19 protein-coding genes are annotated in these 22,914 nt (G+C 67.7%); 17 read left to right on the top strand and 2 right to left on the bottom strand.

Annotated features, from left to right (window positions below; genetic code table 11):
• Nucleotides 1-2: 2 nt before the first annotated feature.
• From ACFXHE_RS35930 to ACFXHE_RS35865, 14 genes are all read left to right on the top strand, one after another.
• On the top strand, nt 3-2,429 hold the full coding sequence (locus tag ACFXHE_RS35930; RefSeq protein WP_379389123.1) for a hypothetical protein: 2,427 nt from the start codon (nt 3-5) through the stop codon (nt 2,427-2,429).
• 46 nt (nt 2,430-2,475) lie between these two features.
• A complete protein-coding gene (locus ACFXHE_RS35925) occupies nt 2,476-3,354 on the top strand; it encodes a hypothetical protein (RefSeq protein WP_379389122.1) in 879 nt (292 codons plus the stop codon).
• A complete protein-coding gene (locus ACFXHE_RS35920; RefSeq protein WP_379389121.1) occupies nt 3,351-4,868 on the top strand; it encodes an NlpC/P60 family protein in 1,518 nt (505 codons plus the stop codon). The genes ACFXHE_RS35925 and ACFXHE_RS35920 overlap by 4 nt, the downstream gene beginning before the upstream one ends.
• Nucleotides 4,869-5,114: 246 nt before the next feature.
• The gene (locus ACFXHE_RS35915; protein WP_379389120.1) at nt 5,115-6,341 is read left to right on the top strand and encodes an FxsB family cyclophane-forming radical SAM/SPASM peptide maturase; all 1,227 of its coding nucleotides are present in this window, start codon (nt 5,115-5,117) and stop codon (nt 6,339-6,341) included.
• 41 nt (nt 6,342-6,382) lie between these two features.
• Nucleotides 6,383-8,134, top strand: a complete 1,752-nt coding sequence (locus ACFXHE_RS35910; protein ID WP_379389119.1) for an HEXXH motif domain-containing protein — start codon at nt 6,383-6,385, stop codon at nt 8,132-8,134.
• 217 nt (nt 8,135-8,351) lie between these two features.
• On the top strand, nt 8,352-8,834 hold the full coding sequence (locus ACFXHE_RS35905; protein ID WP_379389118.1) for a hypothetical protein: 483 nt from the start codon (nt 8,352-8,354) through the stop codon (nt 8,832-8,834).
• A gap of 7 nt (nt 8,835-8,841) precedes the next feature.
• Complete coding sequence (locus ACFXHE_RS35900; protein ID WP_379389117.1) at nt 8,842-10,500, top strand: hypothetical protein; 1,659 nt, start codon at nt 8,842-8,844, stop codon at nt 10,498-10,500.
• Nucleotides 10,501-10,525: 25 nt separating this feature from the next.
• On the top strand, nt 10,526-12,058 hold the full coding sequence (locus ACFXHE_RS35895) for a hypothetical protein (protein ID WP_379389116.1): 1,533 nt from the start codon (nt 10,526-10,528) through the stop codon (nt 12,056-12,058).
• Nucleotides 12,055-12,396: a hypothetical protein gene (locus tag ACFXHE_RS35890; protein ID WP_379389115.1), complete on the top strand. Its 342-nt coding sequence runs from the start codon at nt 12,055-12,057 to the stop codon at nt 12,394-12,396. Before ACFXHE_RS35895 ends, ACFXHE_RS35890 begins: the two co-directional genes overlap by 4 nt.
• Nucleotides 12,393-13,106: a hypothetical protein gene (locus ACFXHE_RS35885; RefSeq protein WP_379389114.1), complete on the top strand. Its 714-nt coding sequence runs from the start codon at nt 12,393-12,395 to the stop codon at nt 13,104-13,106. Before ACFXHE_RS35890 ends, ACFXHE_RS35885 begins: the two co-directional genes overlap by 4 nt.
• 14 nt (nt 13,107-13,120) lie before the next feature.
• Nucleotides 13,121-13,456, top strand: coding sequence for a hypothetical protein (locus ACFXHE_RS35880; protein ID WP_379389113.1), 336 nt, complete (start codon nt 13,121-13,123; stop codon nt 13,454-13,456).
• A 16-nt stretch (nt 13,457-13,472) separates the two neighbouring features.
• Nucleotides 13,473-13,814 carry a hypothetical protein gene (locus ACFXHE_RS35875; protein ID WP_379389112.1) on the top strand — a complete coding sequence of 114 codons (342 nt, stop codon included), beginning with the start codon at nt 13,473-13,475 and terminating at the stop codon, nt 13,812-13,814.
• On the top strand, nt 13,804-16,389 hold the full coding sequence (locus ACFXHE_RS35870) for a hypothetical protein (protein ID WP_379389111.1): 2,586 nt from the start codon (nt 13,804-13,806) through the stop codon (nt 16,387-16,389). Before ACFXHE_RS35875 ends, ACFXHE_RS35870 begins: the two co-directional genes overlap by 11 nt.
• A gap of 134 nt (nt 16,390-16,523) precedes the next feature.
• The gene (locus tag ACFXHE_RS35865; RefSeq protein ID WP_379389110.1) at nt 16,524-18,410 is read left to right on the top strand and encodes a type VII secretion target; all 1,887 of its coding nucleotides are present in this window, start codon (nt 16,524-16,526) and stop codon (nt 18,408-18,410) included.
• 219 nt (nt 18,411-18,629) lie between these two features.
• Here ACFXHE_RS35865 and ACFXHE_RS35860 read toward each other — a convergent pair whose 3' ends face one another.
• Nucleotides 18,630-19,544, bottom strand: a complete 915-nt coding sequence (locus ACFXHE_RS35860; protein WP_379389109.1) for a hypothetical protein — start codon at nt 19,542-19,544, stop codon at nt 18,630-18,632.
• A gap of 200 nt (nt 19,545-19,744) precedes the next feature.
• On the opposite strand from ACFXHE_RS35860, the gene ACFXHE_RS35855 reads away from it, so the two are divergent.
• The 3 genes from ACFXHE_RS35855 to ACFXHE_RS35845 all read left to right on the top strand — a co-directional run bounded on the left by ACFXHE_RS35855 (nt 19,745) and on the right by ACFXHE_RS35845 (nt 22,060).
• The gene (locus ACFXHE_RS35855) at nt 19,745-20,668 is read left to right on the top strand and encodes a C40 family peptidase (RefSeq protein ID WP_379389108.1); all 924 of its coding nucleotides are present in this window, start codon (nt 19,745-19,747) and stop codon (nt 20,666-20,668) included.
• 12 nt (nt 20,669-20,680) lie between these two features.
• Nucleotides 20,681-21,097 carry a hypothetical protein gene (locus ACFXHE_RS35850; protein ID WP_379389107.1) on the top strand — a complete coding sequence of 139 codons (417 nt, stop codon included), beginning with the start codon at nt 20,681-20,683 and terminating at the stop codon, nt 21,095-21,097.
• 360 nt (nt 21,098-21,457) lie between these two features.
• On the top strand, nt 21,458-22,060 hold the full coding sequence (locus ACFXHE_RS35845; RefSeq protein ID WP_379389106.1) for a hypothetical protein: 603 nt from the start codon (nt 21,458-21,460) through the stop codon (nt 22,058-22,060).
• Nucleotides 22,061-22,280: 220 nt separating this feature from the next.
• On the opposite strand, the gene ACFXHE_RS35840 is transcribed toward ACFXHE_RS35845, so the two are convergent.
• Nucleotides 22,281-22,769, bottom strand: coding sequence for a hypothetical protein (locus ACFXHE_RS35840; RefSeq protein ID WP_379389105.1), 489 nt, complete (start codon nt 22,767-22,769; stop codon nt 22,281-22,283).
• Nucleotides 22,770-22,914 lie beyond the last annotated feature (145 nt).

Below are 22,914 nucleotides of genomic sequence, written 5' to 3'. Positions count from 1 at the left end.
CCATGAACGACAGTGAACGCCACCATGATTCGGCGGGGACCACCGCCCTGTTCGACCCCGAGCGGTTCTGGGACGAGCGCCGCTGGCGACCGAGCGCGGTCCTGGGCGCGGCACGCGCCTGGGCCACCGTCACCACGCTGCGCCGGCGGACAGTGATCATCATCGCGATGGTCATCGGGCTGTTCGTCATTCCGGGAATCCTCGGCGCGATTGCACAGGCCGACCCCGGCGGCAGCACCCTGGTCTCCAACAGCGCGCTCAGCTGGATGTACGTCCGAGATTCCGCAGGCGTGGACCTTTCGAACTACGACCTCGCCACCGACCTCAAGCAGGACTTCTTCAACTTCGATCTCAAGGGCGCCGGGATCGTCGTGATCCTGTCCTTCGAGTTCAGCGGCTGGATCATGGTCGTGGGCGGTGGCATCTGGGTGATCGGTTACGTGCTGTCGTTCCGCTGGCTCGGTATCCTCGTTATCCCGCTGCGCACCGTGTCCCATTCCCTCACCGGCACCATTGCGACACCGTTGATGCTGATCACCGCGGTCACCGTGGGTGGCGGGTGCGTGGCCTGGTTCGTGCTGCGCGGTCAGAACGCCAAGGCCGCCGTGCAGGTGGTCACCATGGTGGTGGTCGCGGTCATCGGACCGGTGTTCCTCGCCGACCCGCTGGCGAGCGTGCTGTCCCCCGACGGCTTCCTGAGCCGCGGCCGCGACGTCGGTCTCACGGTCGCCGCCGGACTCAACGGCGACCGCTATACGCCACCGGCGCAACTGATCACGACCATGCAGACGCACATGGCCGACAACTTCGCGCGTCACCCGCTGCAAGTCTGGAATTTCGGGCATGTGATCGACGACTACCCGGTGTGCCGTGACGCGTGGACGAATGCGGGCCTGACGGGGCATGAGGGCGCCATGCTGGACGTGTTGAAGACCTGTGACCGCAATGCCTACTATCACGTCGAATATCCGTCCGTCGGGCAGCTGGGGACCGGACTGCTCCTGCTGCTGTCCGGCATTCTCCTGCTGGCGTTCGCCGTGAGCTTGGCCTTGCGGATCGTGCGGTCGGCCCTGGATTCGGTCTACCACGGTCTGCTGGCCATCTTCGGTTTCGCCGCAGGGGGATTCATCTACGGCCCGAGCCAGACATTCCTGGTCCGAAACATCACGGACGGATTCTTCGCGGCCGTCCGAATGTCCGTCGAAACCATCTTCCTCGGCGTCTACATCCTGCTCCTCGGCGATCTCTTCACCTTGGTTCACGGCCAGGTCATGGAAGCCTTCTTCATCGCTTCGATGCTCGAAATCGTGGCGATCAGCCAGCTCAGGCGGCTGTCGAACAATCTCGATCGCGGAAACGACTGGGTGGCAAACCGAGTTGCGCTACGCCTGCAGGCCGATGGAGGCAACGGACTCGCCCTGGGAATGGGCGCGATCGGCGCTCACTGGCACATGCCAGGGTTCATGGGCATGATCGGCGCCACCAACAACATCCTCGCTAGCGAGTTGATCGGGCTCGCGATGCTCAGGCGCATCGGTCGAGGGATAGGTCATGGGATAGCAGGAAATGGTGGCGGTCAAGGGGCCCCGCCCGCGCCCCCGGCGGCCGCACCTGTTCCCCCGATGCCCGGCCCCGCCGGCCCCCTTCCCCCCGCTCCTGGCGGCCCCCCCGCTCCTGGTGGTGGACCTGCTGCCGGTGGTGGCGGACCTGCTGCCGGTGGACCTGCTGCTGGTGGTGGAGGGACCCCCGGGGCACCTGCGGCTCGGCCCGGTCTTTGGCCGTGGTGGCGGCGCCCCGCCGCCCCGCCGGCCCCGGCACCCGGCGGAGTGGCGGGGCCGGCGGTACCCGTTGCTCCACCCGGCGGCCGGATAATAGGAGGCCGCGTCATACCGCCGGGCTTGATGCACTTCCAGACAACGGCTTCGGGCGTGGGCGGGATCGCCCAGTCCATGGAGCACGTACATGGCCTGGCCAACCGGGCCTACGCCACCGGAAACGCAGCACACCTGGACGATTACGCGGACGGGGTGACCGAGCTCCACCGGAGATCGGCTGCCTTCTATAACGCCAGTATCCGTCGTGGCCATCTTGGCACCGACCATCAGCAGTTTGTCGACCAATTCATGGCCAATCCCACGCGCGAGCACCTGGTGGCCCTGGGTCACCTGGCCCACAGCACGGACTTGAGCGGGTACGAGGTGCCGATCGCCCTCCAAGGAATCCCCACTTATGACGCACCAATCGTCCTGCAGGAAATCGGCTATCGGCATGCTTCCGCCGTGCACGAGGCCATCACCAATCTCCACCAGGGGCCGCCCTTGACCGAAGCTCAGGGAATCCAAAACTTGAACACAGCGATGAGGGTCGTTGAACGCGCCGAGAGAGTCGGAGGATGGATGCCTGACGGGATGCCGCCGCTCTTCCGATAGATCACCCCGCACGAATCGATCGGACTACTTCCTCGGAGGGCAGGCTATGGGACAGGGGACACTGCTCGGTGGAATGGGCCGGCGGCGTCTGATCGCTCCGATCGCGCTGGCGATTCTGTTGCCTTTCGCCGCGATCATCGTGGTTCTCGGTGGCGCCACCGCGGCCTTCGGTGTGGGCCATTATCAGTGCGAATCGGCGGTCGGACCCGACCCGGCGATCACGAAGACGCCCACCGTCACGCCGTCGGCTCCGACCGGAGAACCGGAATTCACCACGACGATTCCGCGGACCGCCAACCCCATGGCCAAGGCCACCATCGCACCGGACAATACGACGGCGTCCCAGTGGGAACGAGACTGTGCGAGCGCGATGCAGTACGCACCGCCTCAGTTGCCACCCCTGCGGACTCCATACCGGGGCTTCGCCGCCGAGTGCGCCCGGCAGGCCGCACTCGCACAGCTGGACCGTGACACGAAAGGGAACTCGCGGGTCGCCGACCAGGCGGTGATGACCGCGGCGGTGATCCGTACCGCGTCGCTCGGTGCGCTGAGCGGCGTCTGCCGGTCGGCGACCACCGCCGATACCGACCCGCGACAATCCGGAGTCGGCGAAAGCCCAGTGGCGCAGGACGATTCGGCGACGGCTCGATGTCAGGATCCGGCCGCCCGGGCGGTCATCGTCTTGCCGGAAACCCTCAGTGTCCAGGGATTCTGCGGGCAACGGGTCGACCCCTCGGCGGTCTCGCCCGGGGATCTGGTGTTCTGGGACCACGCGTACCGCGGTCATGTGCCCGGTCGCGTCGGTATCTGGATCGGGCCGAACCTCATCGTGAGCAGCGATCCGGTCTCCGGACAGGCCCGGGAGTACGAGATGCCCACGGGGCGTGATGTTCTCATCAAACGGGTGCTCGGAGGCCTACCATGACGAGTCTCGAGCCCGCGGGTGAGATCGGGGTCGCCGAATTCGACACCGAACCGGTGGCCGACACCGCAGCGGCCACCGAGACCGGCCGCAAGACCCGAATCCTGCACACGACCCCGTGGACCGCCCGGACGAGCTTCCCGCCGCCGGTCCAGCCGGCGCCGCCCGCTCGCTCTCCTTCCAGCGAAGCGACATCCGCCGCGTCGGCCGACGCTCCTCCCGGTGAGTCCCGGCCGACCGCCACGACCGTTTCGGCCACGCCGACCGGGCCGACCGCGGTCACCGGCGCTTCGGCGTCCCCGTCCACAGCGGCCCCTCCGACACCCGCAGCTCCGGCGGCCACAGTGCCACGATCAGCGAATGCTGCTGTCCAACAGCGGAATCCGACCTCCGCCCCGACGTCGGCGACGATCCCCCGGGGCACCGGCCTCGGGCAACCTCCGCTGCTGGACGCGGCCCAACCGGCCACATCCGGACATTCCCTTCCGAGCATGCTGGCCCCGCTCCTGGCAGCGGCCCTGGCCGACTCCGCGAGATCGGGGGCGACACCCACGGCCGGCAAGGTGGCGAGTGGCGCACTCGCCGCGCGAGCGCAGACCGCGCTCCAGGCGGCGCAAAAGACATACGGCACCCGGCAGACCACGCCGCCGACACCCACGAATTCAGCGCCCGGCAGTGCCCAGACGCCGGGCAGCGCCCAACCCCCTGGCAGCGCGCAGCCGACCGGCGCCATGACGGGAGCCACGGCGGCGGCGGTGAAGGCCGCGCAGCTTTATCAGAGCAATACCGCCACCGCCTACTACAACATCGACAGTCAGCTGGCCGTGTACCTGGACGCGCTCGCCGGATATCACGATCTGGATGTCGCCGCGGTGAAACGTCTGCTCGGCGAACTCAATGCCGCGCTCGAGGCCCTCGGCCCGGCGGCGTACACCCCCGCCGGTCAGCAACGTGTTCATGACATCGTGACCGCCGCGCTCGTCGCGGGCGACAATATCGTCACCGGCGGGCACGCGAGCGCGAGTGACATCGCCGGGGCCATCGATCAACTCACCGAACTGTTCCTCTACAACATCGCCGGACAGCGGCACGGCGGAGTCACGCTACCCAACGCGCCCGCCGCCGCACTGCGGCAAGCCGCATACACACAGCCGGACACACCCGCCGCTGTCCAGCAGGCGATCTCGACAGCGCTGTCGGAACTGGGAAAGCCGTATCTGTGGGGTGGCACCGGGCCCGATTCCTTCGACTGTTCCGGACTGATGCAGTACGCCGCGGCGGCCGCCGGGATCTCGATCCCGCGCACCTCCCAGGAGCAATACGCGCAGCTGCCCGCGGTGAACCCGGCCGACATCCGCCCCGGGGATCTGATCTTCGTCGAGTTCGGGGCCGACGGTCCCGGCCACGTCATGATGTACCTCGGGAACGGGCAGTGCGTCGAGGCCCCGCACACCGGCGCGAATGTCAGGCTGACTTCGTTGCCCGCCAGCTTCGACGCCCGCCGACTGCCCTCGTGACGCCGCGGCCGTGCGACCGGTAACCGCCTGTGCCGCTGCGTCATTCGTGTGGTCGGGACCGCTCCCGGCTCGAAAGTCTTGTCACCAGCGAATTCTCATCGGTGGGGAGCGGTCGCCGCGACCGCTGCCGGTGATCGGTAAGGTCGTGCGCACCGTCTGTTCACCCGTCAATGGATTCAGGGCGGCGGGTGGGCAGCGGTCTCGAACTCGTCGCCGCTCGACTCCGATGGCGAGAGGATCGGATCGATGGAGCAGCCGGCCGGCGAATTGCCGTGGCCCACTTGGGGACTGGATTTCGCCGAGGTGCGCCGCGGAGGCTGGAAGCCCCTGGGCTTCCACGAGTTCATCGTGAAGGTCCACGGCCGTTGCAATCTGGCGTGCGACTACTGCTACATCTACGAAATGGCCGACCAGAGTTGGCGTGCCAAGCCCAAGGCCATGAGCCGGGAGATCTTCGCCCGGTCCTGCGCCATGATCGCCGATCATGCCGCCCGGCACGCCCTGCCCGCGGTCGGGCTCGTCTTCCACGGTGGTGAACCCCTGCTGGTCGGGCCGACCGAACTGGAGTACTTCGCGCGCACCGCGACCACGATCATCGGCGCGAACAGCACGGTGCGGTTGGGAATTCAGACCAACGGCGTGCTGATCGACGACGACGTCCTGCGCGTCTGCGAGCGATGGAACGTCCGCGTCGGAGTCAGCCTCGACGGCGGTGAGCACGACCACGACCGGCACCGGCTCGACCACGCGGGCCGCGGCAGCCACGACAAGGTCGTGGCCGGACTGGACCGATTGCTGGCACCCGCCTACCGGCACCTGTACTCCGGGCTGTTGTGCACCATCGACCTCGCCAACGATCCGGTGCGGGCCTACGAGGCGCTGGTTCGGCATCATCCGCCCACCGTCGATTTCCTGCTGCCGCACGGAAACTGGACCACACCACCGCCCGGCCGCACACCGGACCCCACCGCGACGCCCTACGCCGACTGGCTGATCCCGATCTTCGACCGCTGGTACGACGCGCCGGAGCTGGAAACGCGAGTGCGCCTGTTCGACACCATCATTCAACGCCTCTTCGGGCGCCCCGCCGGCTCGGAAGCCATCGGCCTGGAACCCATTCGGATCGCCGTGATCGAAACCGACGGCTCCCTGGAACAGGTCGACGAGCTGAAGTCGGCCTTCGAAGGCGCCGCCACACTGACGATTCGCGGCGACGGCAACCCGCTCGACGCGGCCCTGTGGGAGCCGGCGATGGCGGCCCGCCAGATCGGCATCGCCGCGCTCGGCGACACCTGCCGCGCCTGCGCGCTGCACACCGTGTGCGGCGGCGGGCATTACGTGCACCGCTACCGCCAAGGCGTGGGATTCCGCAATCCCTCGGTGTACTGCCCCGACCTGATCGCCCTGATCACTCACATCGAAACCCGGGTGCGCGAGGACCTCGGCACTGCCCTCGACCGGACCACGAGATGACGTGCCGCTCGCAACCCAGAAGGCACAGGAGGAGACGCACCATGCCCGCAACGGCGCACGACCTCGGCGATATCGTCATGGACCTGAGCTCCGGGTACGGCTCCGAGGACAGCGTCGCGGCGCTCACCGGCGGCATGCTCGACATGCGAACGATATTGCTGCGCACCCTGATCGGCAGCCTCGACGCGGAGACGGCCGACCAGGCCGGAATCCCCGCGGCCTACCGCACGCTCGCGGAACTGCAACTCGAACACCCGGAAACGGTCGCGGCCCTGCTGTGTTATCCGCACACCGGCCCGTGGCTGAGCCACACGCTCGCGCGCATCGCCGATCCGGGCGACTCGGAGATTCCGCTGTGGGCCGACTGCGGCTATCTCGGATGGCTCGCGGCGGCCGCCGCCCTGAGCTGCCGGTTCGAAGGCGCCGCGCGGCTGGTGGTCCGCAACGGGGTGGTCATGCTTCCCATGCTCGGGCTGGCCCGGCTCGAATCCCCGGACTACCACGGGCACTGTGAATTACGGTGGTCCGGCACCGGTACGCTGACCTTCACCTGGGAGGCGGGCAGCGTCGAAATCACCACGGTGACAGGCGAATCGCATCCGAATTGGTCGCCGCTGCGCTGGGTGCGCGCCGCCGACGGCGAAACGAAGGTGTGGCTCGACGACCTCGACCCGTTCCGGCAGCTGGCGGCGACATCGGCCGAGCCGCCGCGGCTGGACACCGAACAGGCCCGGCACTGGCAGCGCGACTTCGCCGACGCCTGGCGACTGCTGCGCGACACTCTGGAGAACTGTGTGCCGGCTATGCGCGAGACCCTACGCAGTCTCGTCCCGCTCAGCGCGAAACCCCTGGTGGCCAGCACCAGTCACACCGCCGCCGAAGGCCCGGGCTGCGTCTACACCACCGCGCCCGCCGACGGCTGTCAGCTGGCACTGACCCTGATCCACGAAATCCAGCACTCCAAGTTCAATCTGCTGATCGACCAGGTGCAGCTGTTCGACGCCGACCCCGCCTGCCGGTTCTACGCGCCCTGGCGTGACGACCCGCGCCCGATCCTCGGTCTGCTGCACGGCATCTACGCCTTCTTCGGCGTCACCGACTTCTGGCGGGTGCACCGGCATTCGGACTGCCACGGCTCACAGCAGGCCCACGCCGACTTCGAACTGTGGCGCCGGCAGGTGAGTACGGCCATCGCCCAGGCGCAGACCTCGGGACTGCTGACCGCGCAGGGACACCGATTCACCGACGCCCTCGCCGACGCCATGCGCCCGTGGGCCGAGGAGGCACTGCCGCCGGCCGCGAAACACGCCGCCGCGGAGGCGATGACCGCGCACCGGACCTTCTGGCGCGTCCGCAATCTCGCCCCGGACCCGGCCTGGATCGCCGACCTCGCCGCACGCTGGGCCGCGGGCCGCCCGCCCAGCGCCGAGGTCCCCGCCGTGACCTACCTCGACCAGGGATCGATCCCCGAACACCACCGGCGGCTTCCGCTCGCCCCCCAACTGAAAACGACCGACCGCGCGGCCGCCCCCGGCCGCCTGCCCGGACAACCGGAAGGCGACAGCGCCTACCTGGCCGGATACCGCAGCGAAGCGCTCGCCCTCTACACCCGCGAACTGCGCACCGATCCCCTGCGCCCGCAAGTGTGGGCCGGATTGGCATTGATCGTGCCGAAAATCTACGGCATACGGCACAGTACGATTCTCAGTCTGCGGCCCGAGGTCGCGGCCCACCTGTACGACGCCACGGGCCCGGACACCGACATCCCGGCCCTCCTGCGCTGGCTGGCATGAACCGCGGCGGCCGAAATATCGGGAAGCTTGCGCTCTTCAGGTTTCCCATCATTGCCCGGATGAGGACTTGTTCGCACCGACTTCCCAAGAGTGGGAATCGCCGAAAATGAACGCAGTAGCCTCGGGCTTCTCTCCTTTCGGACGACTGTGGTGATCGTCCGGAGCGGAGCGACAGGCCACCATGCTTCTGCATCGATCTGTGACTGGGTGAGGCAAGATGGGATTCTTCAACTCGATCAAAGGGTGGGCGCTCCCGACGCTGGGAATGGTAGGAATGGCGGCGAAATTTATTCCAGGGGGCGCTGTCACCATAGGCGCCTTGGGTGCCGTAATCGGCGCGGGAGCCGCTGTAGAAAACGGCGGTAGTCCCTGGAATGTCATTGCAACTGCCGCCATCGACGGAGTGACCACCGGCCTGGGTGGCAAGGCGGGACTCGGGATCGCCACTGCCGGCGACGCCGTCACGGTACTTAAGGGGTTGGCCGGCGTGGTCATGGCGGGCGGCCTCCCGAAGTTTGGAGATTTCCTGACAAAATTCATACCTGGGCGTCATCACAATCAGGCGGGCGACCCTCCGCCTGTACCGCCCCTGCCGCCTGGCATCGTATCGCCGGGTACTGGTCCGGCTCCGTATGTTCAGTTGGGCGATGTCCCGCCGGTAGATATTACGGATCTGCATGGTCAGTACACCTATGTCTGATTCCGATATGGCACGTATCCTGATGCCCAATCCGAATATCCTCAAGGCGTCCTGGCCAAAGAAGTTCACTCTGGACCCGAATCTGGTCAAGCGTTATCTAAATTTACCTGACCAGGTGTTCATACCCGCGTACAACTCTCTCGGTACCGGGAAGACGACGCCGCCTCCGGCGCCACCGACGCCCTCTACCTCCGATGCATCAGCGAGCGCTGCCGGCATGGCAGGTCAGACATTGGCGGGATACCAGGAGTTTGCGGCGAGACTGAATAGCCTCCAGACCGAACTCACCGCGCTAGAGGCGAAGATCCCGCCCATTACTACCGCTACGGCAGATATTGCGCAGAATGCACGACAGTCGATAAACAATATCATCAACACGATGAGTACGAATGCAACAAAGCGTCCGCTGTCCGAGGACCAGGATGAAAATACCTGGGTTATGAATTTCGTCGGAACGGCAACCGGTGACTTTCAAACGGCCATGAAACAAGCGCACACGGCCCTGTCGGACAACGCGAACGGGACGCAGGCGCTGACGGACAGGGTGAACGCTCTGACGGATCAAATAGCGGCAGGGAAACAACAAGAAGCGACTGATACCGCCTCGCTCAAATCGCTACTGGGTGCCGGGGGCGGCGCGGGGAACGGGAAGCTGGGGAACGGTTCGGCCGATAACAGTGCGGAGGATCTGCTCAAGAATCTGGGGTTGAGTAAGCCCGGAGATTCGGACTCCGGGAAAATCGGTGGCTCGACCGGCAATGATGGAAACTCGAACACCCTCGGTAATGGCTCGGATACCACCGGTAACAGCTCGGGAACAACGGGCAATAACGGATCGATCAGTGATTCGACCGGCGGTACGGGCAATATTCCTACCCAGGCGGGCTCGACCCAGGACGGGTACAACGCATCGTCGATGCCGGACCTGACGTCGTTGGAGATGCTCTCGACGCTCCCGACTTTGTTCAATTCCATGAACCAGGGCTTCGGGCGCGACCCGGCCTTGGACGCCGCATACCGGATGCCGCAGCAGCCCTTGCCGGCCGCGCCGTTGACTCCGCAACCGGGGACCACCCCCACCGCGGCGGTCTCCGCGCAGATGGCTCCGCAGTCGGTGTCACCGGACGGCACCAATCCGGGCAGCCCGGCGTCGACGGCCTCGGTCATGCCGGCGCCGGACGCCGACGGGGGCGTGCTGTTCACCTTTCCGGATGGGAAGTCGCAACGGGTCTGCGCCACCGTGTGGAAGGCGCTCGATGCCGCGTTCCACAACCCGGCGGTGCTCGACGCGCGTCAGGCCTACGACAAGACCTCGGCGAGTTGGTCGGATGACAAACAAATCGGTGATCCGAAGGACCCGTACGAACTGATCACCGGAGACGTCGTCGTCTGGCAGGACCCGCCGAAGACCGCCATCGTGCGGCGACTCGACGGGGCCGGCGAAGACGATCAGATCGAGGTCATCGTCGACAAGCGAGTGCAGACCTACGCCGAGGAGATGTCCGACAGCACGGGCAGTTTCAAGGGATTCGCCGGCTTCGCGCGTCCGCGCGGCATCACCGAGCCCGGTAAGGCCGCCGGTTCCGACTCGCCCACCGGCACCGGTTTGCCCACCGACGACCCGTCGGCGGCGCTGAACGCCGCGGCGCTGCCGACGACGATCTGACCACCTACCGCCGGAGGAATCGACTGTGGACCTGAGTGTCGACCCCGATGCGCAGCTGCGGGCGGCGCAGGCGCTGGACGAACTGCACCGCCGCCTGTACGCCGGGCTGCCCTCGACCTGGGCGCAGCCCGCGGGGCAGGATGTGAACTCGCACGCCGCGACCACCGGAATCAATGCGGGAATACAAGATTCGCGAAACCAGGCCATCGCCCATTTCAACGAGCTGGCACGCCATCCCCATCCGATGGGCGAAGCGATCGCCGCCCTGACCCAGACCGATGGAGACGGCGCGCGGTCGATCGGCGGCAGTGGGGGAGAAGGACGCTCGAATCCGATCGAGCCACCGCCCATCTATGCCCCGCACTCGGCACCCGTGCCGACGCCGCCTGCCGCCGCGGGGGTCGATCCACTCACCTTCGCCAAGCAACTGCACGCGGGCCCGGGCACCGGGCCGACCCGCGACCTCGCGGACTCGCTCCGCGAGTATCGTTCCGGCCCTTACAGTTCCGCGCTCGACGAACTACAGGCGCTGCTCCCGGTGATCGCCGACTGGACACCGGTGGGGACATCCATCGCGGCCCATCTGGGGACGGTTCAGCAACGGCTGAGCGACCTCGGCGACGCGCTCGACGGGCACGCCTCGGCGCTCGACAATTACGCCGACGCGTTCGATACCGCCAAGAACCGGCATCCCACGCCCCAGGAGATCCAGACCGCCCGCGACAAGCTGCTCGCCGCGATGAAAACGCGGCCGCGGGACCCCGTCGCCGTCGCGGAGGCGCTCGCCAAATTCAACGAGCACAACGCGCGATCGGTTCAGACGTTCACGGAGTACACCGCCAAGGCGGGAACCTCGGCGAAGCCGGGTGACACCGGCGGTGATCCGTCGAAACCCACGACGAGCGGCGGTCAGCCCGTTCCGGGCGGGACCGGCACGTCCAACGGCAACAGCGGCGACAACGGCAACAACAACCAGAGCGGCATGCTGGCCGAGATGCTGCCGGCACTGTTGAGCAGCGCGATGTCCGGCGCGAACAGCCAACTGTCGCAAAACAATCTGTCCAACGAACCGTCGCTGGACCCGTCCCCCTACCTCGATACCCCATTGCCGTCGGTTCCGACGTTGTCCGACTTCGGCGGCGGTGGTTCCGGCCTGCCCGGCGGCGACCCGGGCGGACCGAGCGTGCCGACGGTGTCGACCGACCAGGGACCGCTGCCGGTCGTGGGCGCGCCCGCGCTGGCCAGCACGGTCTCTTCCACGACTCCCACGGCCGTCATCGAGCCGCTGTCCACGGCGGCGAACGCCCGGCCCGTCGCCGGCGTCGGCACCTCACCGATGGGGCCCTACATGCCGGTGACACCGGGCATGGGCGGCGGTGCCGGCGGTAGCGAACGCTCCCGGGTCGTCGCCTGGCACCCCGACCAGAAGATGTTCGTCGACCACACCCCGCATGTGGAGGCCGTGATCGGCGAGAAGCCGACCATCGCGCCCACCCCGACACCCGCCACACCGGCCCCCGCCAATCAGGCGGCCACGAAGACCGGAGGTTCTGTATGAGTGAGATCCACCCCGACGTGCAAGCCGCCCTCGACGCCGCACGCGATCTGCGCAATCGAATCGCCGACGTCCGCGCGCGGATCGATGCCATCCGCGCCCGCCGCCCGTCACCGACCGGCGCGGTGGTGCCCGAGATCGATGCCATGGGCCGCCTGACCGATCTCTACCTCGCCCCCGGCAGCACCGGACAGTTCGACTGCGAACAACTGGTCGCCGAGATCATGGCCGCCATCACCGAGAGCACCGCCGACGCCGGACGGCAGTACCAGGCCCTGATGGACTCCGATCCGTGGCACGACTCCGAACCCGCCTCGGCGACACCGGAACCCGCCCCGTGAGCGACGAGCTCGTCAACGACGAGAACGACGTCACGGTCGCGGATACCGTGCGCTGGCTCTACGACGAGGGATTGGCGCGGCTGAGCGGTATCGGCGAACGCGCGATGAGCCCGATCGTCGCCTACACCGTGGACGTCGCCACCGGGACCATCACCGCGTTTCCCGCGGCGGTCACCGGACCCGGCACCGATGTGGTGGCCATGCCCGCCGATGACCTGCCCGAACCCGGCCCGACATCCAAACGCCTGATCGTGGTGGGGGTGACCGCCACCGAATCGGTCCTGGTGCTCGACCTGGCCGTCATCGCGGCGCTGGGCATCAACGCCGAGCGGCCCGAAGCCACCGCCCGGTCCTGGGTCGCGCAATTGCTGCTCGGTCCACAGATCACCATCGTCACCAACAGCCCCGAACTGGCCGCCCCGGCGGGGGCGCGCTGCCGGCACACCTTCATTCCCGGTGGCGCTACCCTGCTCACCGTCGATGACGGGCAGCCACCGGTCACCACGGTGACCCTCAATCCCGCCATCGACGGACCCGACCATCTCGACGTGGCCGACGACGGATCAGCGGAACTGTATCTCGGCACCCGCTTCTGGCAGTTGCAGCACGTGCTGAGCGTCAACGACCTCACCTGGGCGGCACTCACCGCTGAGCTGGAAATGCCTGCGGAAGAACACGATTCGCTGGTATCCGGCCGAGCCGACCATTGATTCAGGAGTATCCAATGAGCGACGATCACGACGACCTCGACCCTGCCGCGCCGGACTGGCGCGCGCTCAGTTACGAGGTGTTCAACCCCGATCACACCGTCGGTGTCGCCTGCAACCGCGACGGCGAGATCATCGGCCTGCATCTCACCGACGACGCCCGCGACAACGGCGAGATCTGGCTCGCGGCCGAACTGGTGCGCCTCGCGCGGCTCGCGCACCAGAAGTCCCGGCTGGGTCTGCGTATCGAGATGGAGCACAACGGAACCCGCGGTCATACCATCGATTCCTTCGACCTGCCGACCGAGGCTTCCTATCGGGCCATGGAAGCGGCCGAATTCGGACGCCACTGAGACGACGGGAACCACCATGGTCGACACGTTCGACATCGATGACCCGGACGAGATCGTCGCGGCCGCACGCCACCTCGCCTCGGTAGCCGCGGCCATCGCCGGGCAGGTGTCAGATGCGGTGGGGGGCTTCGACCTACCGCGCAAGCCGGTGTCCCCGCTGGACCGGGCACTCGACGACGCGAAGCACACCCACGTCTCGACGCCCCTGGAAGGAGCCGCGTCGGCGTTGCGCGCCGATTCGGCCGCCACCGGCGACCGGGTAGCCGAGATCGCGCCGGTCTACCGGGTCGTGGACGATACCGGAGCCACCGCGATCGGCCGGGCCGGTCGACCGATCCGGTGGCCGTATGGAACCTGATCTGGAAGATCCGCGCTGGAAAGAGATCGTCGGCGACAACTGGCCCGACAACGGACCGCGAGAGTGGGGCGCACTGGCCGCGGCCGCCCGCGATGCGGCGGCCACGCTGGACAGCACCGGCTTCGAACAGGCGCGCCGGGATTTCGACGAGAAGATCCGGGCGAGCGCCGGACTGCAACCGGCGAAGGACGCCCTGCGCGCCCAAGCCGGCCGAATCCGGGATCTCGGCGATGCGCTGGACGCGGCAGCCGACGCCTTCGGACAGATCGCGGATCTGGTGGGCCGGACCCAACACCAGATCATCGACATCGTCGACAAAGCGAAGGCGAAGCTCGACGAGATTCCCCCGGCAGACTCCGAGGACGCCTCCGACGATGAGCATCGGCAGCGGGATCAGCAGATCGGCGAAATCCTCAGCCGGGCCCGTGACAAGGTGGCCGGATTGGTGACGCAGGCCGCGGATCAGCTTGGGCCGCAGACCATTCCGGGCTTCGCGGTGATCACCGAACTGCTCGGGCACCCGGGAACCGGGGACGGCGGCGGTCCCGGCCACCGATCACCGCGACACCCGCCCACCGGCCAGGGCGATTCCCGTGGATCCGGCCCGGCGACCGCTCCGACCGCTCCGGTCGTTCCTGTCGTCGGACCCGCGGCAACCCCTGGGCCGAATGGCGTCGGCTCCCCGCCCCCCGGCACCACACCCACGCCAGGGCTGGAGTCACCCGGCGGCCCGTCCGGCACGGTGCCGGATACGAGGGCTCCGAGCAGCGCTCCTCTCGGCCCCGACCAGTTCACCGGACGGGGTCCGTCGATCGATCCGAACACCGTCTATCGCTCCGGTGCCGGATTCGCGGGCGACGTGACAGACCATTCCGCCGGCCACTCGCCCGATTCCACCGACCACTCCCCGGCGGCGACCACACCGCGCGGCACCGCCGCTGTCACTGCTCAACAGTCGCCGACTGCGCCCAGTACCGTTGCGGCACAGTCGAACAGCCCCGGGGATCAGCGAACCGACGGCGCGCCGGACCCGGTGCGGCCGGATCCCTCCCACAGCGAATCGACGGCCACCGGCGATCCCGCGGCCGGCAGCGAATCGGCGCCGGCCCCGACTCGAGCCCGCGAGTCCGCGCGGACCGCCGACTCGCTCACGGCCGCATCCGATCCGGCCCCCGCGGAGACTGCCGAGCCGGGCGCCGGTCCGATCGGTGAGGTGAGCGCGTTCATGCCGGCGTTCTCCCTGCTCTCGCAGACCCCGCTCTCGCAGACCTCCGCCGCGGCAGCGCCCACAGGTGCACAAGCCGTTGCGTCGCAATCGAATCCGGCCGCGCAGTCGCAGTCGCCGTCCTCGACCGATGCGCGGGGCCCGGGGACGATTCCCCGGGTCACCGTATCGACTGCGCAGACCGGTCAGTCCGGTTCGGTCGGCGGCGGTATCGGCTCGACGCTGCCGGCCCCGCACACCGAGCAGCGAAATCAACAGCGCGGCACCCACACCCGGGCCGCTACCCCCGACGAAACCGATGACAGCGCGGCAGCATCGGCGCGCGATGCCGTCGGAACCGCGATCGCGGCCGCCGCCGGCCCGCGCTTCGTTCTCGGGGAGCCGGTGGACGGCGATCTGGTACTCGCGCGGACCTTGCTGCGCAGCATCCTGGCGGCGGTCGATCTGTCGCCGATCGCGCCCGCATGGGCGGTCTCGGTCATGCGGCAACCCGCCGGGGTCAGTGTCTTCCTCACCTCGAACGAGGGCCGCGGCTGGCTCCCGTCCGGGCTGTTTCTACCCCGCGAGCTCTCCACACCGTGGACCTGGAAGGTCTCGCGCGAAGCCCCCTGGGAGGGTTTGTCCGACCCCGCGCGCACCCTGGCCGAATTCGGGCTCGCCTGGGGATCGGCATCGGGTACGCGACTCTCGGCGATCGCTTCCTCCTCCGCGATCGACCCGCGGTTGCGCGCCGCGCTGCGCGACGTTTCGTGCGAGGGGGAGATCGGCCCCGCACCCGAACTGGTCCTGTCCGCGCCCGGGCCGGGTTTGGTCGATCGGCTGGAGACGACCGCCTCCCGGCGGCTGCTGGAGCGGGTCGCCGGGGTCGACACGGCCGAGATCGGCGATCGATGTCTCGACCTCGCCCACGACCTACAGGGCCGCCTGGCGAGTGTGACCGCCGCGGCCGGTGATCCCATGGGGGCCAGCGCTCTTCGGGACCGCATCCTGACCGCCGTACGAAGTCGCCGAGCGGTGCCCGACGACCTGTGGACCCAACTCCGCGATATCGACGACCTCCTCGCGGCCACGGGCGTGGCACAGCGCGTCGACGTCGCCCGTATTCCCTTGGGCGGACTGCGCAACGATCGGATCGATGAGCTGACCGCGCTGCGCGCCTTGTCTTTTCAACGGCTCGGCAACGAGCTGGTGCTCCTGCTCGCGCGGGAGCCCGATCGTTCGTGCCTGCGAGACGCGGTCTACGTCCATGCGCACCTCGCCGACCACCCCTTCTTCGACCGATCGGGTCCCACCGCGGGCGAAGACGGGCCCGATCGGCGCCGGGTGACCACCGCACCGCCCGCGACCTGATATTCGGGGCAGCGGAACGACTGTGACCGTCGTCGCGGGCCCATGCTTCCCACCGGCGGGAATTCAGCTGAGCTTACCGGCACCCGATACCGCGACAATCGACCAGTTGGTGATGGAAGGAGATCGAGGACCGCATGGCAGACAACGTCAGCTATGACCTCAATGCGATAGAGCGGCTCGCGCTACACCACGAAGGGCGTAAGAAAGAGATCTCCGACTGGTCGCAGAAGCCGAGCGACTGGCTCGACACGTTCCTCGCCACGTACGGCCACATTGCCCACGAGGTCCACAAATCCCTGCACGACTACTACGACGCCCGCTACACGGCCGGGCAAGCGCTCGCGGACCACCATCAGAAGCTGGCCGACGACCTGCGCACCGCCGCGAGAAAAATGCAAGGAGTCAGCGACGACGGTGTGACGGCGATCCGAGGGGTCGGGTCCGGCAACGGCTCACCGACCCACGTCCCCACCCCGATGGGCGGCCCCTCCCTCCCGACCGGGCTTGTCTCGGGTCCCGTCACCCCGGTCGAGGCACACCCCACCGCACAGCACCCGGTCGGCGCACACCCCACCGCACAGCACCCGGTGGGCTCACACCCCAGCGCGCCTTCCGACTCCGGAGCACCCGCCGACGGCCACGGACCCGGATCCCCGACGTGGGCCGTCACGCCCGACCTCTCGGCCGGGTCGATGGAACAGAGGTCCGAGCCCGGCTCCGGCTCACCCGTCGGCGGCAGCACTGTGACCGGCGCGCCGTTCGCCGGCCCGGTCGACGTGTCCTCCGACCCGTCCACGATGGGACCGGTCCTCCCTTCGGCAGGCGATCCCTCCTCGAACCAGTCCGCCGACGCTCCGATGGCCGACGGCGACACGGCGTCCGCCCCGCTGCTCACTCCGTTCGCCGCGGCCGTCGCCGCGGCCAAGGACAAGGCCGCCGCGCCCGCCTTCGTCGTGAACGAAACGACCAACGAAGACCTGGTCCTGGCCCGCACACTGCTGGGGGCGGTACTGGCCGCCGCGGATTCGCCCGCCGTCGGACTGGCCTGGGCGGTGGCGGTAATGCGCGGACCGGCCGGGACCAGGGTGTTCATCACCTCCAACGAGGGCCGCGGCTGGCTGCCCGCGGGCATCTACCTTCCGCGCGAGGTGTCGACACCGTGGGCCTGGGACGACATGCTCGCCGCCGAGGGCGGATCCCCGTGGGAGGGCGTCGCCGACCCCGCCCGGATCCTCGCCGAATTCGCGCTCGCGTGGGGGGCGAAGTCCGACACCGGGCTGTCGGCGCTCGTCTCCTCCGCACCTATCGACGCGAGCCTGCGCAGCGCGTTCCCCGATGTGGCCGTCGAGGACATGGTGGCACCCGTCTACGACGTCGACCTGCGCAACCCGACGCCCGACACCCTCGACCGGCTCACCCTCTCCGGATCGGCCACCGCCTTGGAAGACAGTGCCGCCGTGCCCGATTCGGCGATCCGCCGGCGCCGCGTCGAACTGGCGACCGCCGCACACGCCGGTGTCGGCCGGGCCCTCGCCACGCCGCCCGAGGCCATGAGCGCCCGCACCCTGCGCGGCCGGGTGCTCGACGCCATCGAGGCCGGGCACCCCGTGCCCGCGCAACTGTGGCAAGACCTCCGCGACGCCGACGACCTGCTGGCCGCCGCCATGCTGTCCAGGCGCGTCGACGCCGGGCGGGTCGAACTCGGCAGGCTGCGCATCGACGACGAGGCGGAAGTACTGCGCACCATGGTGTTCGAGCGTCGCTGCACCGAACTCGCACTGCTGCTGGCAGACGAACCGACCCGGCAAACGCTGCGAGACGCCTTGTACGCCAATGAACAGATCATGTCCCACCCCCGCTACCTCGATATTCCGACCAGTTCCGTCCGGACCCCGGCCGAGCGGGCAGTCGTCCACACCGACGTCGCGACGACCCCGCCCACCCCCACCGGCCCGCCCCGCGGTGCCATCGTCGGCCCGTCCGATGCACCGGCAGCGCCCGCGCCGATGGATGGACAGTGAACGACCGGAGGTAAAGAGACAATGGCGTGGGATCGTGGACGATCCCACGCCATCGGGGGGACCGACAGGTCGCTGACCGCCAATGCCAACTCCGGCGGAATCCGCGCCGGAGCCCGGCGATGCGCACCCGGCGGCCGACAATAAAGGCGTGGGACGGGGATCCCGATGACGGACCGGACCCCGCGCGCCACAGCATGTTTCGGCTGCCGGGCGGGATCGTCAAGCGGGGACGTTCGCCTGCGGGTTGTTTGGCTGGGGGCTGTTCGGCTGGGGCGCGTTCGGATCGGTGGTCGCGGGTGCGGGTCCGGCGGGATTGGGTGCGGTGGCCGCGGGGGTGTTCGGGTCGGGCTGGGGCGTGGGCGCCGGTGCGGCTGGCTGGCCGTTCTGATTCTTGGCGTCCGCGTTCTGCTTGTCGGTGTTCTGCTGGTTCTGTCTCAGCATTTCGAGCAGCGACGGCAGCATCGAGATGCCCATCATCGGCAGCATCGACAGCATCTCCATCAGGCCGCTCATCATTCCGCTGCCGCTCGACCCCGACCCCGACCCCGACGTGGTTCCGGAGCCACCGCCGGAGCCGGTACCGGTCGATCCGCCGCCCTGCCCGCCACCGGCCATCTGCCGGTTCTGCTCGGCGGCCTGAGCGACCTGCGCGTACACGGCGTCGACGGTATCGGAGACCTCGAGGATGAGGGGGCTTTCCTGCGTGGGCTTCAACGTTTGTGAACCCAATGTGGCGCACGCTGTTTTCAGGTCGTCGGCCAGCCGGTCAACGCTCCGCATGATCGTCGCAAACGTTTGTTTATTCGCCGCCGCTACGGTATTCGACACCTGCAACACGGTGTCGTCCAGTTGAGTCAGCGCCGTCTGGCGATCTTTCAGCAACTTGAGCACCTGTTGATAATCCGCGCTCGTCTCACCTTCACCGAAATCGGCGATGATCACGTCGGCCGAGGGTGAATCGACGGACGGCGGCGGTTCGGTCGTACCGATGCCGAGTAGGTCCACCGCCGTCTGTATCTCGACGGCCGCCGTCGAGATAAATGTCTTCAACCCCACCGATGCCCCACTGGGGCACAACAATTCCGGAATCTGGTTTCCGGGCGGCCGAACAGGTTGGTTCTGCTGATCTGCCATGTCTGCCGGTACCGCCTCCTACTCGATAGAGCTTCATTGTCCGAGGTTCCCGCAGCTGGGAAGCCGCACCGGGGACCTTCGGGCATAGTCGAAGCGCAGGCGCAGCCGGCCGGCGATGCAGGGGGTTCCACATTGGCTGAGCCACAAAGCAACCGCTGCTCTTGGAGGCGATCAACGATGTGCGACAACGGGTGGTGCGAATGACGGCCGCTCTCACCGGAGATCTACACGACGTGCTCGGTGCGCTACTCGGCCTCTACGGCTCGGGCCGGCCGGAGGGCGCGCAGTCGACTCCCGCGTCGAAAACCATCGCCGACTCGAGCGCACTCACGGGAGCTACGTCGGTCGGATACACCGACGCCCACGCGATCCCGTTGCTGATCGCCGACGCCCACGCCAGACGCGAGGAAATCGTCGAGCAGGCCGTCGCCCAGTCCGGTGGCAATACGCTCGAGGGCCGCAACCGGCTGACCAATCAGATCGCCGATCTGCAGTCCCGGGTTCAAGCGATCGCCGTGGTGGGCGACACCCGTTTCGGCGGCCCGGCGTTACTCGACGCGGCGCAGATCGCGATAACGAACGCCGCCAAGCAGGTCGACGCGGACACTGTCGCCGCCCGCGCGCTCGCGGCACGAATAGCCCCCCTGTCGCTGCCGAAGATGATCACGAACTCACGAACCGCGCCGCGGCGCCCCCGCTCTCGCCTGCGGTCACGCCGCCGCCGCACGGCGCCGTCGGACGCGACATCGGGTGGCAATGCCGTGCGGGCCGCCACCGGGTGGCTCGGCACACCCTACGTCTGGGGCGGCGGCGGAATCGGTGGGCCCAGCAGCGGTGGATTCGACTGTTCGGGGTTGACCCAGTACGCGATCGCGCAGGCCTCCGACGGCCGGGTAGTACTGCCGCGCACCACCTACGAGCAGATCTACAGCGGCTCACGGGTTCCCGTGCAGGACGTGCGCCCCGGCGACCTGGTCTTTCCGGCCAGCTCGTTCGGCAGGCACGGTCCCGAACACGTGCAGCTGGCCGCCGGCAACGGCATGGTCATCGAAGCACCCAACTCGGGTTCGACGGTCAAATGGTCGCGCATGCCGCGCAACGCCATCGTCGTGCGGGTGCTGTGATCGAGCATGATCATGATCGTCGTACGGATCGTGGTGGGGGGCGCTGCCGCGGGAATCGTCCACACCGTCGCGGTGGCCATCCTGTACGGGATCCCGTGGGTCTCGAGGAATCGCGGAACCCCGAGCGGGAGCGATGGGAAGCAGGCCGACGGTGGTCGCCGAGGTCTCGGGATGAAGCTCCTCGGTACCCTGATCGAGATCTATGCGATGACCATCGGGTTCGCGTGGATTCATCCGCTCCTGCCACTCGACGGCCTGCTCGGTGCGCTCTTGCTGGCCTTGCTGTTCACCGTATTGCGGACCTTCGCCCCGATCTGGGCACTGTGGCTGCAAGCGGTGTACTCCGGCCGCTACCTCGCGATCGAGGCCATCGGCGGGACGCTCGGCAGCGTCGCTGTCGTGCTCACGCTCTACGCGTTCACGCTGTGATGAGGTGTCTCCGCGGCGCTCTCGTCCACCAGGCGGCAATAGTTCATTCGGTAGGGGCGTAACAGTGCGCGCATGAACGCGGGGCCATCCGAAATCGTGACGGGTTGCGCAATGCGCCATCGAGCGACCCAGAGTCCGGGCCATCCGGCATTTGTGTGCCCGAGCGGATCCACTGGGTGTCGTCAACTGTCCTCTTGTTGGCACCAATGACAGCAGAATTTGCCGGCGCCATCCCCTACCCTCACTGGAATGCTCAGTGCGGCAGAGCCCCGCGTGAGTGTGCATCGTCGGATGACGAGGTCGGGATTGACGGCTCGGAGAATCGGCCCCACCTGACAGCACGACGACAAACCGGCAGGATTGCCGCACGTCGAGTTCGGGATGAGGCAATATTCGGAAGGAAGTTCGACTTTCATGCGGATCACCACCAGCCGTTGCCGCACCTTCGATTACACCGTCACGAGGCCGAGTCCGTGCGCCGTCGGCCTGGGCGCCGTCCAGCTCGGGTCGACCTATCGCTTCTCCGACTGTCTCGTCGCGACAATCGAGATGGAGCACGGTGATCGGGTGCTGGGAAGCGCGGTGGCGAGAGCGATTCGGCGCATCGCGACCCATAGCGACGCCGCGATGATCGTCATCGACGGCTACCTGCGCCCTCCCTCCATGAGGGAACGCGAATCCCAGGGCGCCGACCTGCTCACCGATCTCGCCGATGCACTCGATCTACTCACCGATATCAATGCTCAGCTCTCGCGCGGTAACGACGATGTCCACGTGATGCCGTTCGGATGGCATATCCGCGCCCGGGCCGACGTGTTGAGCGGCGCGTTCGGCCAGCGATCGATTCAACTCGGAGGTGGTGATCCGATGGTCGCGGGACAGGTCGTCGCGGTGCTGAATATACCTGCGGCGCAGCGATTTTGGGAGGGATCCCCGACCTCGGCGGCGCCCGTCGGAGCGTGATCGCCAATCCGGAGCGCGGTCGGCGGGAGTCCCTGGCCGCCGACCGCTGTCGAAGCCGCCGTAATGAGTGTGGTCGAGGCGAACTCCGGATGTGGCCGGATCCGGAGCTCAGGGATCCGACCACACGATCGAAGGCACGGGATGAGGGGAACCGTGCCTTCCACCGTCTTGGGCCGCTAAATAACGGCTCATTGAATAATGGCAAATAATTCCGTCGCGCTCAGCGCGAGCTGTTCCCAACCGTGGGAGACTGCGTGACCGCGCCGGTCCGGCCTTCGCCTCGCATGATCAGTTTCCGCAAAAGCCTCGACTGCGCGGTGAATTCATGGACGAGCGTCCAGTCGCCGCGTCGCTCGCGAAACGACACGGTGCCCTCGGGCGGCATCCGCGGATCGATCTCGATCAACTCGCGGGAGAATCGGGTGCCCTGCTCCAGATCCGACTGATAAATGCGCACACTCGCGCGCGGAGTCAGGATCAGCGACGGTGCCCTGTCGAGTTCCCCGTGCGGAATCCGCAGCGACACAATGGAAAACGGCCCCTCCTGCGGATAGCCCTGGAACTCTCGCGTGCCCGGAGTGAAGCAGCCGACCTCGCGCAGCCGTACCGAACACGCGAACTCGATCGATTCGGTGGTCAGTGGCCCGGCAATCGAGGAGAGCGCGGTCGTGGTCGCGTGAAAGCGCTCGATCTGCAGCGGAATCGCCATGCTTTTCGCCGTCCGGATTCGGTGATGGAGTGGTGACCCTGAGGCATTCAACCTGCGTATGTGGCGAAGAATCTTCCCGCTCGTGGGAAGGTTGATTGCCGCTGAGGTGTCTAACCTTCGAGCAGACAGGATCAGCGGAAGGAAA

Origin of the sequence: Nocardia sp. NPDC059229, assembly GCF_042754165.1 — a bacterium.
Classification (GTDB): Bacteria; Actinomycetota; Actinomycetes; order Mycobacteriales; family Mycobacteriaceae; genus Nocardia.
The sequence above is the reverse complement of the archived record's forward strand: the minus strand, read 5'-3'. Positions and strand labels throughout refer to the sequence as shown.

Excerpts from the sequence above, each read along its gene's own strand:
- ACFXHE_RS35870 (WP_379389111.1), top strand. The coding sequence starts at position 13,804 with ATGGAACCTGATCTGGAAGATCCGCGCTGGAAAGAGATCGTCGGCGAC.
- ACFXHE_RS35910 (WP_379389119.1), top strand. The coding sequence starts at position 6,383 with ATGCCCGCAACGGCGCACGACCTCGGCGATATCGTCATGGACCTGAGC.
- ACFXHE_RS35855 (WP_379389108.1), top strand. The coding sequence starts at position 19,745 with ATGACGGCCGCTCTCACCGGAGATCTACACGACGTGCTCGGTGCGCTA.
- ACFXHE_RS35890 (WP_379389115.1), top strand. The coding sequence starts at position 12,055 with ATGAGTGAGATCCACCCCGACGTGCAAGCCGCCCTCGACGCCGCACGC.
- ACFXHE_RS35865 (WP_379389110.1), top strand. The coding sequence starts at position 16,524 with ATGGCAGACAACGTCAGCTATGACCTCAATGCGATAGAGCGGCTCGCG.
- ACFXHE_RS35880 (WP_379389113.1), top strand. The coding sequence starts at position 13,121 with ATGAGCGACGATCACGACGACCTCGACCCTGCCGCGCCGGACTGGCGC.
- ACFXHE_RS35840 (WP_379389105.1), bottom strand. The coding sequence starts at position 22,769 with ATGGCGATTCCGCTGCAGATCGAGCGCTTTCACGCGACCACGACCGCG.
- ACFXHE_RS35930 (WP_379389123.1), top strand. The coding sequence starts at position 3 with ATGAACGACAGTGAACGCCACCATGATTCGGCGGGGACCACCGCCCTG.
- ACFXHE_RS35925 (WP_379389122.1), top strand. The coding sequence starts at position 2,476 with ATGGGACAGGGGACACTGCTCGGTGGAATGGGCCGGCGGCGTCTGATC.
- ACFXHE_RS35920 (WP_379389121.1), top strand. The coding sequence starts at position 3,351 with ATGACGAGTCTCGAGCCCGCGGGTGAGATCGGGGTCGCCGAATTCGAC.
- ACFXHE_RS35905 (WP_379389118.1), top strand. The coding sequence starts at position 8,352 with ATGGGATTCTTCAACTCGATCAAAGGGTGGGCGCTCCCGACGCTGGGA.
- ACFXHE_RS35860 (WP_379389109.1), bottom strand. The coding sequence starts at position 19,544 with ATGGCAGATCAGCAGAACCAACCTGTTCGGCCGCCCGGAAACCAGATT.
- ACFXHE_RS35900 (WP_379389117.1), top strand. The coding sequence starts at position 8,842 with ATGGCACGTATCCTGATGCCCAATCCGAATATCCTCAAGGCGTCCTGG.
- ACFXHE_RS35915 (WP_379389120.1), top strand. The coding sequence starts at position 5,115 with ATGGAGCAGCCGGCCGGCGAATTGCCGTGGCCCACTTGGGGACTGGAT.
- ACFXHE_RS35850 (WP_379389107.1), top strand. The coding sequence starts at position 20,681 with ATGATCGTCGTACGGATCGTGGTGGGGGGCGCTGCCGCGGGAATCGTC.
- ACFXHE_RS35875 (WP_379389112.1), top strand. The coding sequence starts at position 13,473 with ATGGTCGACACGTTCGACATCGATGACCCGGACGAGATCGTCGCGGCC.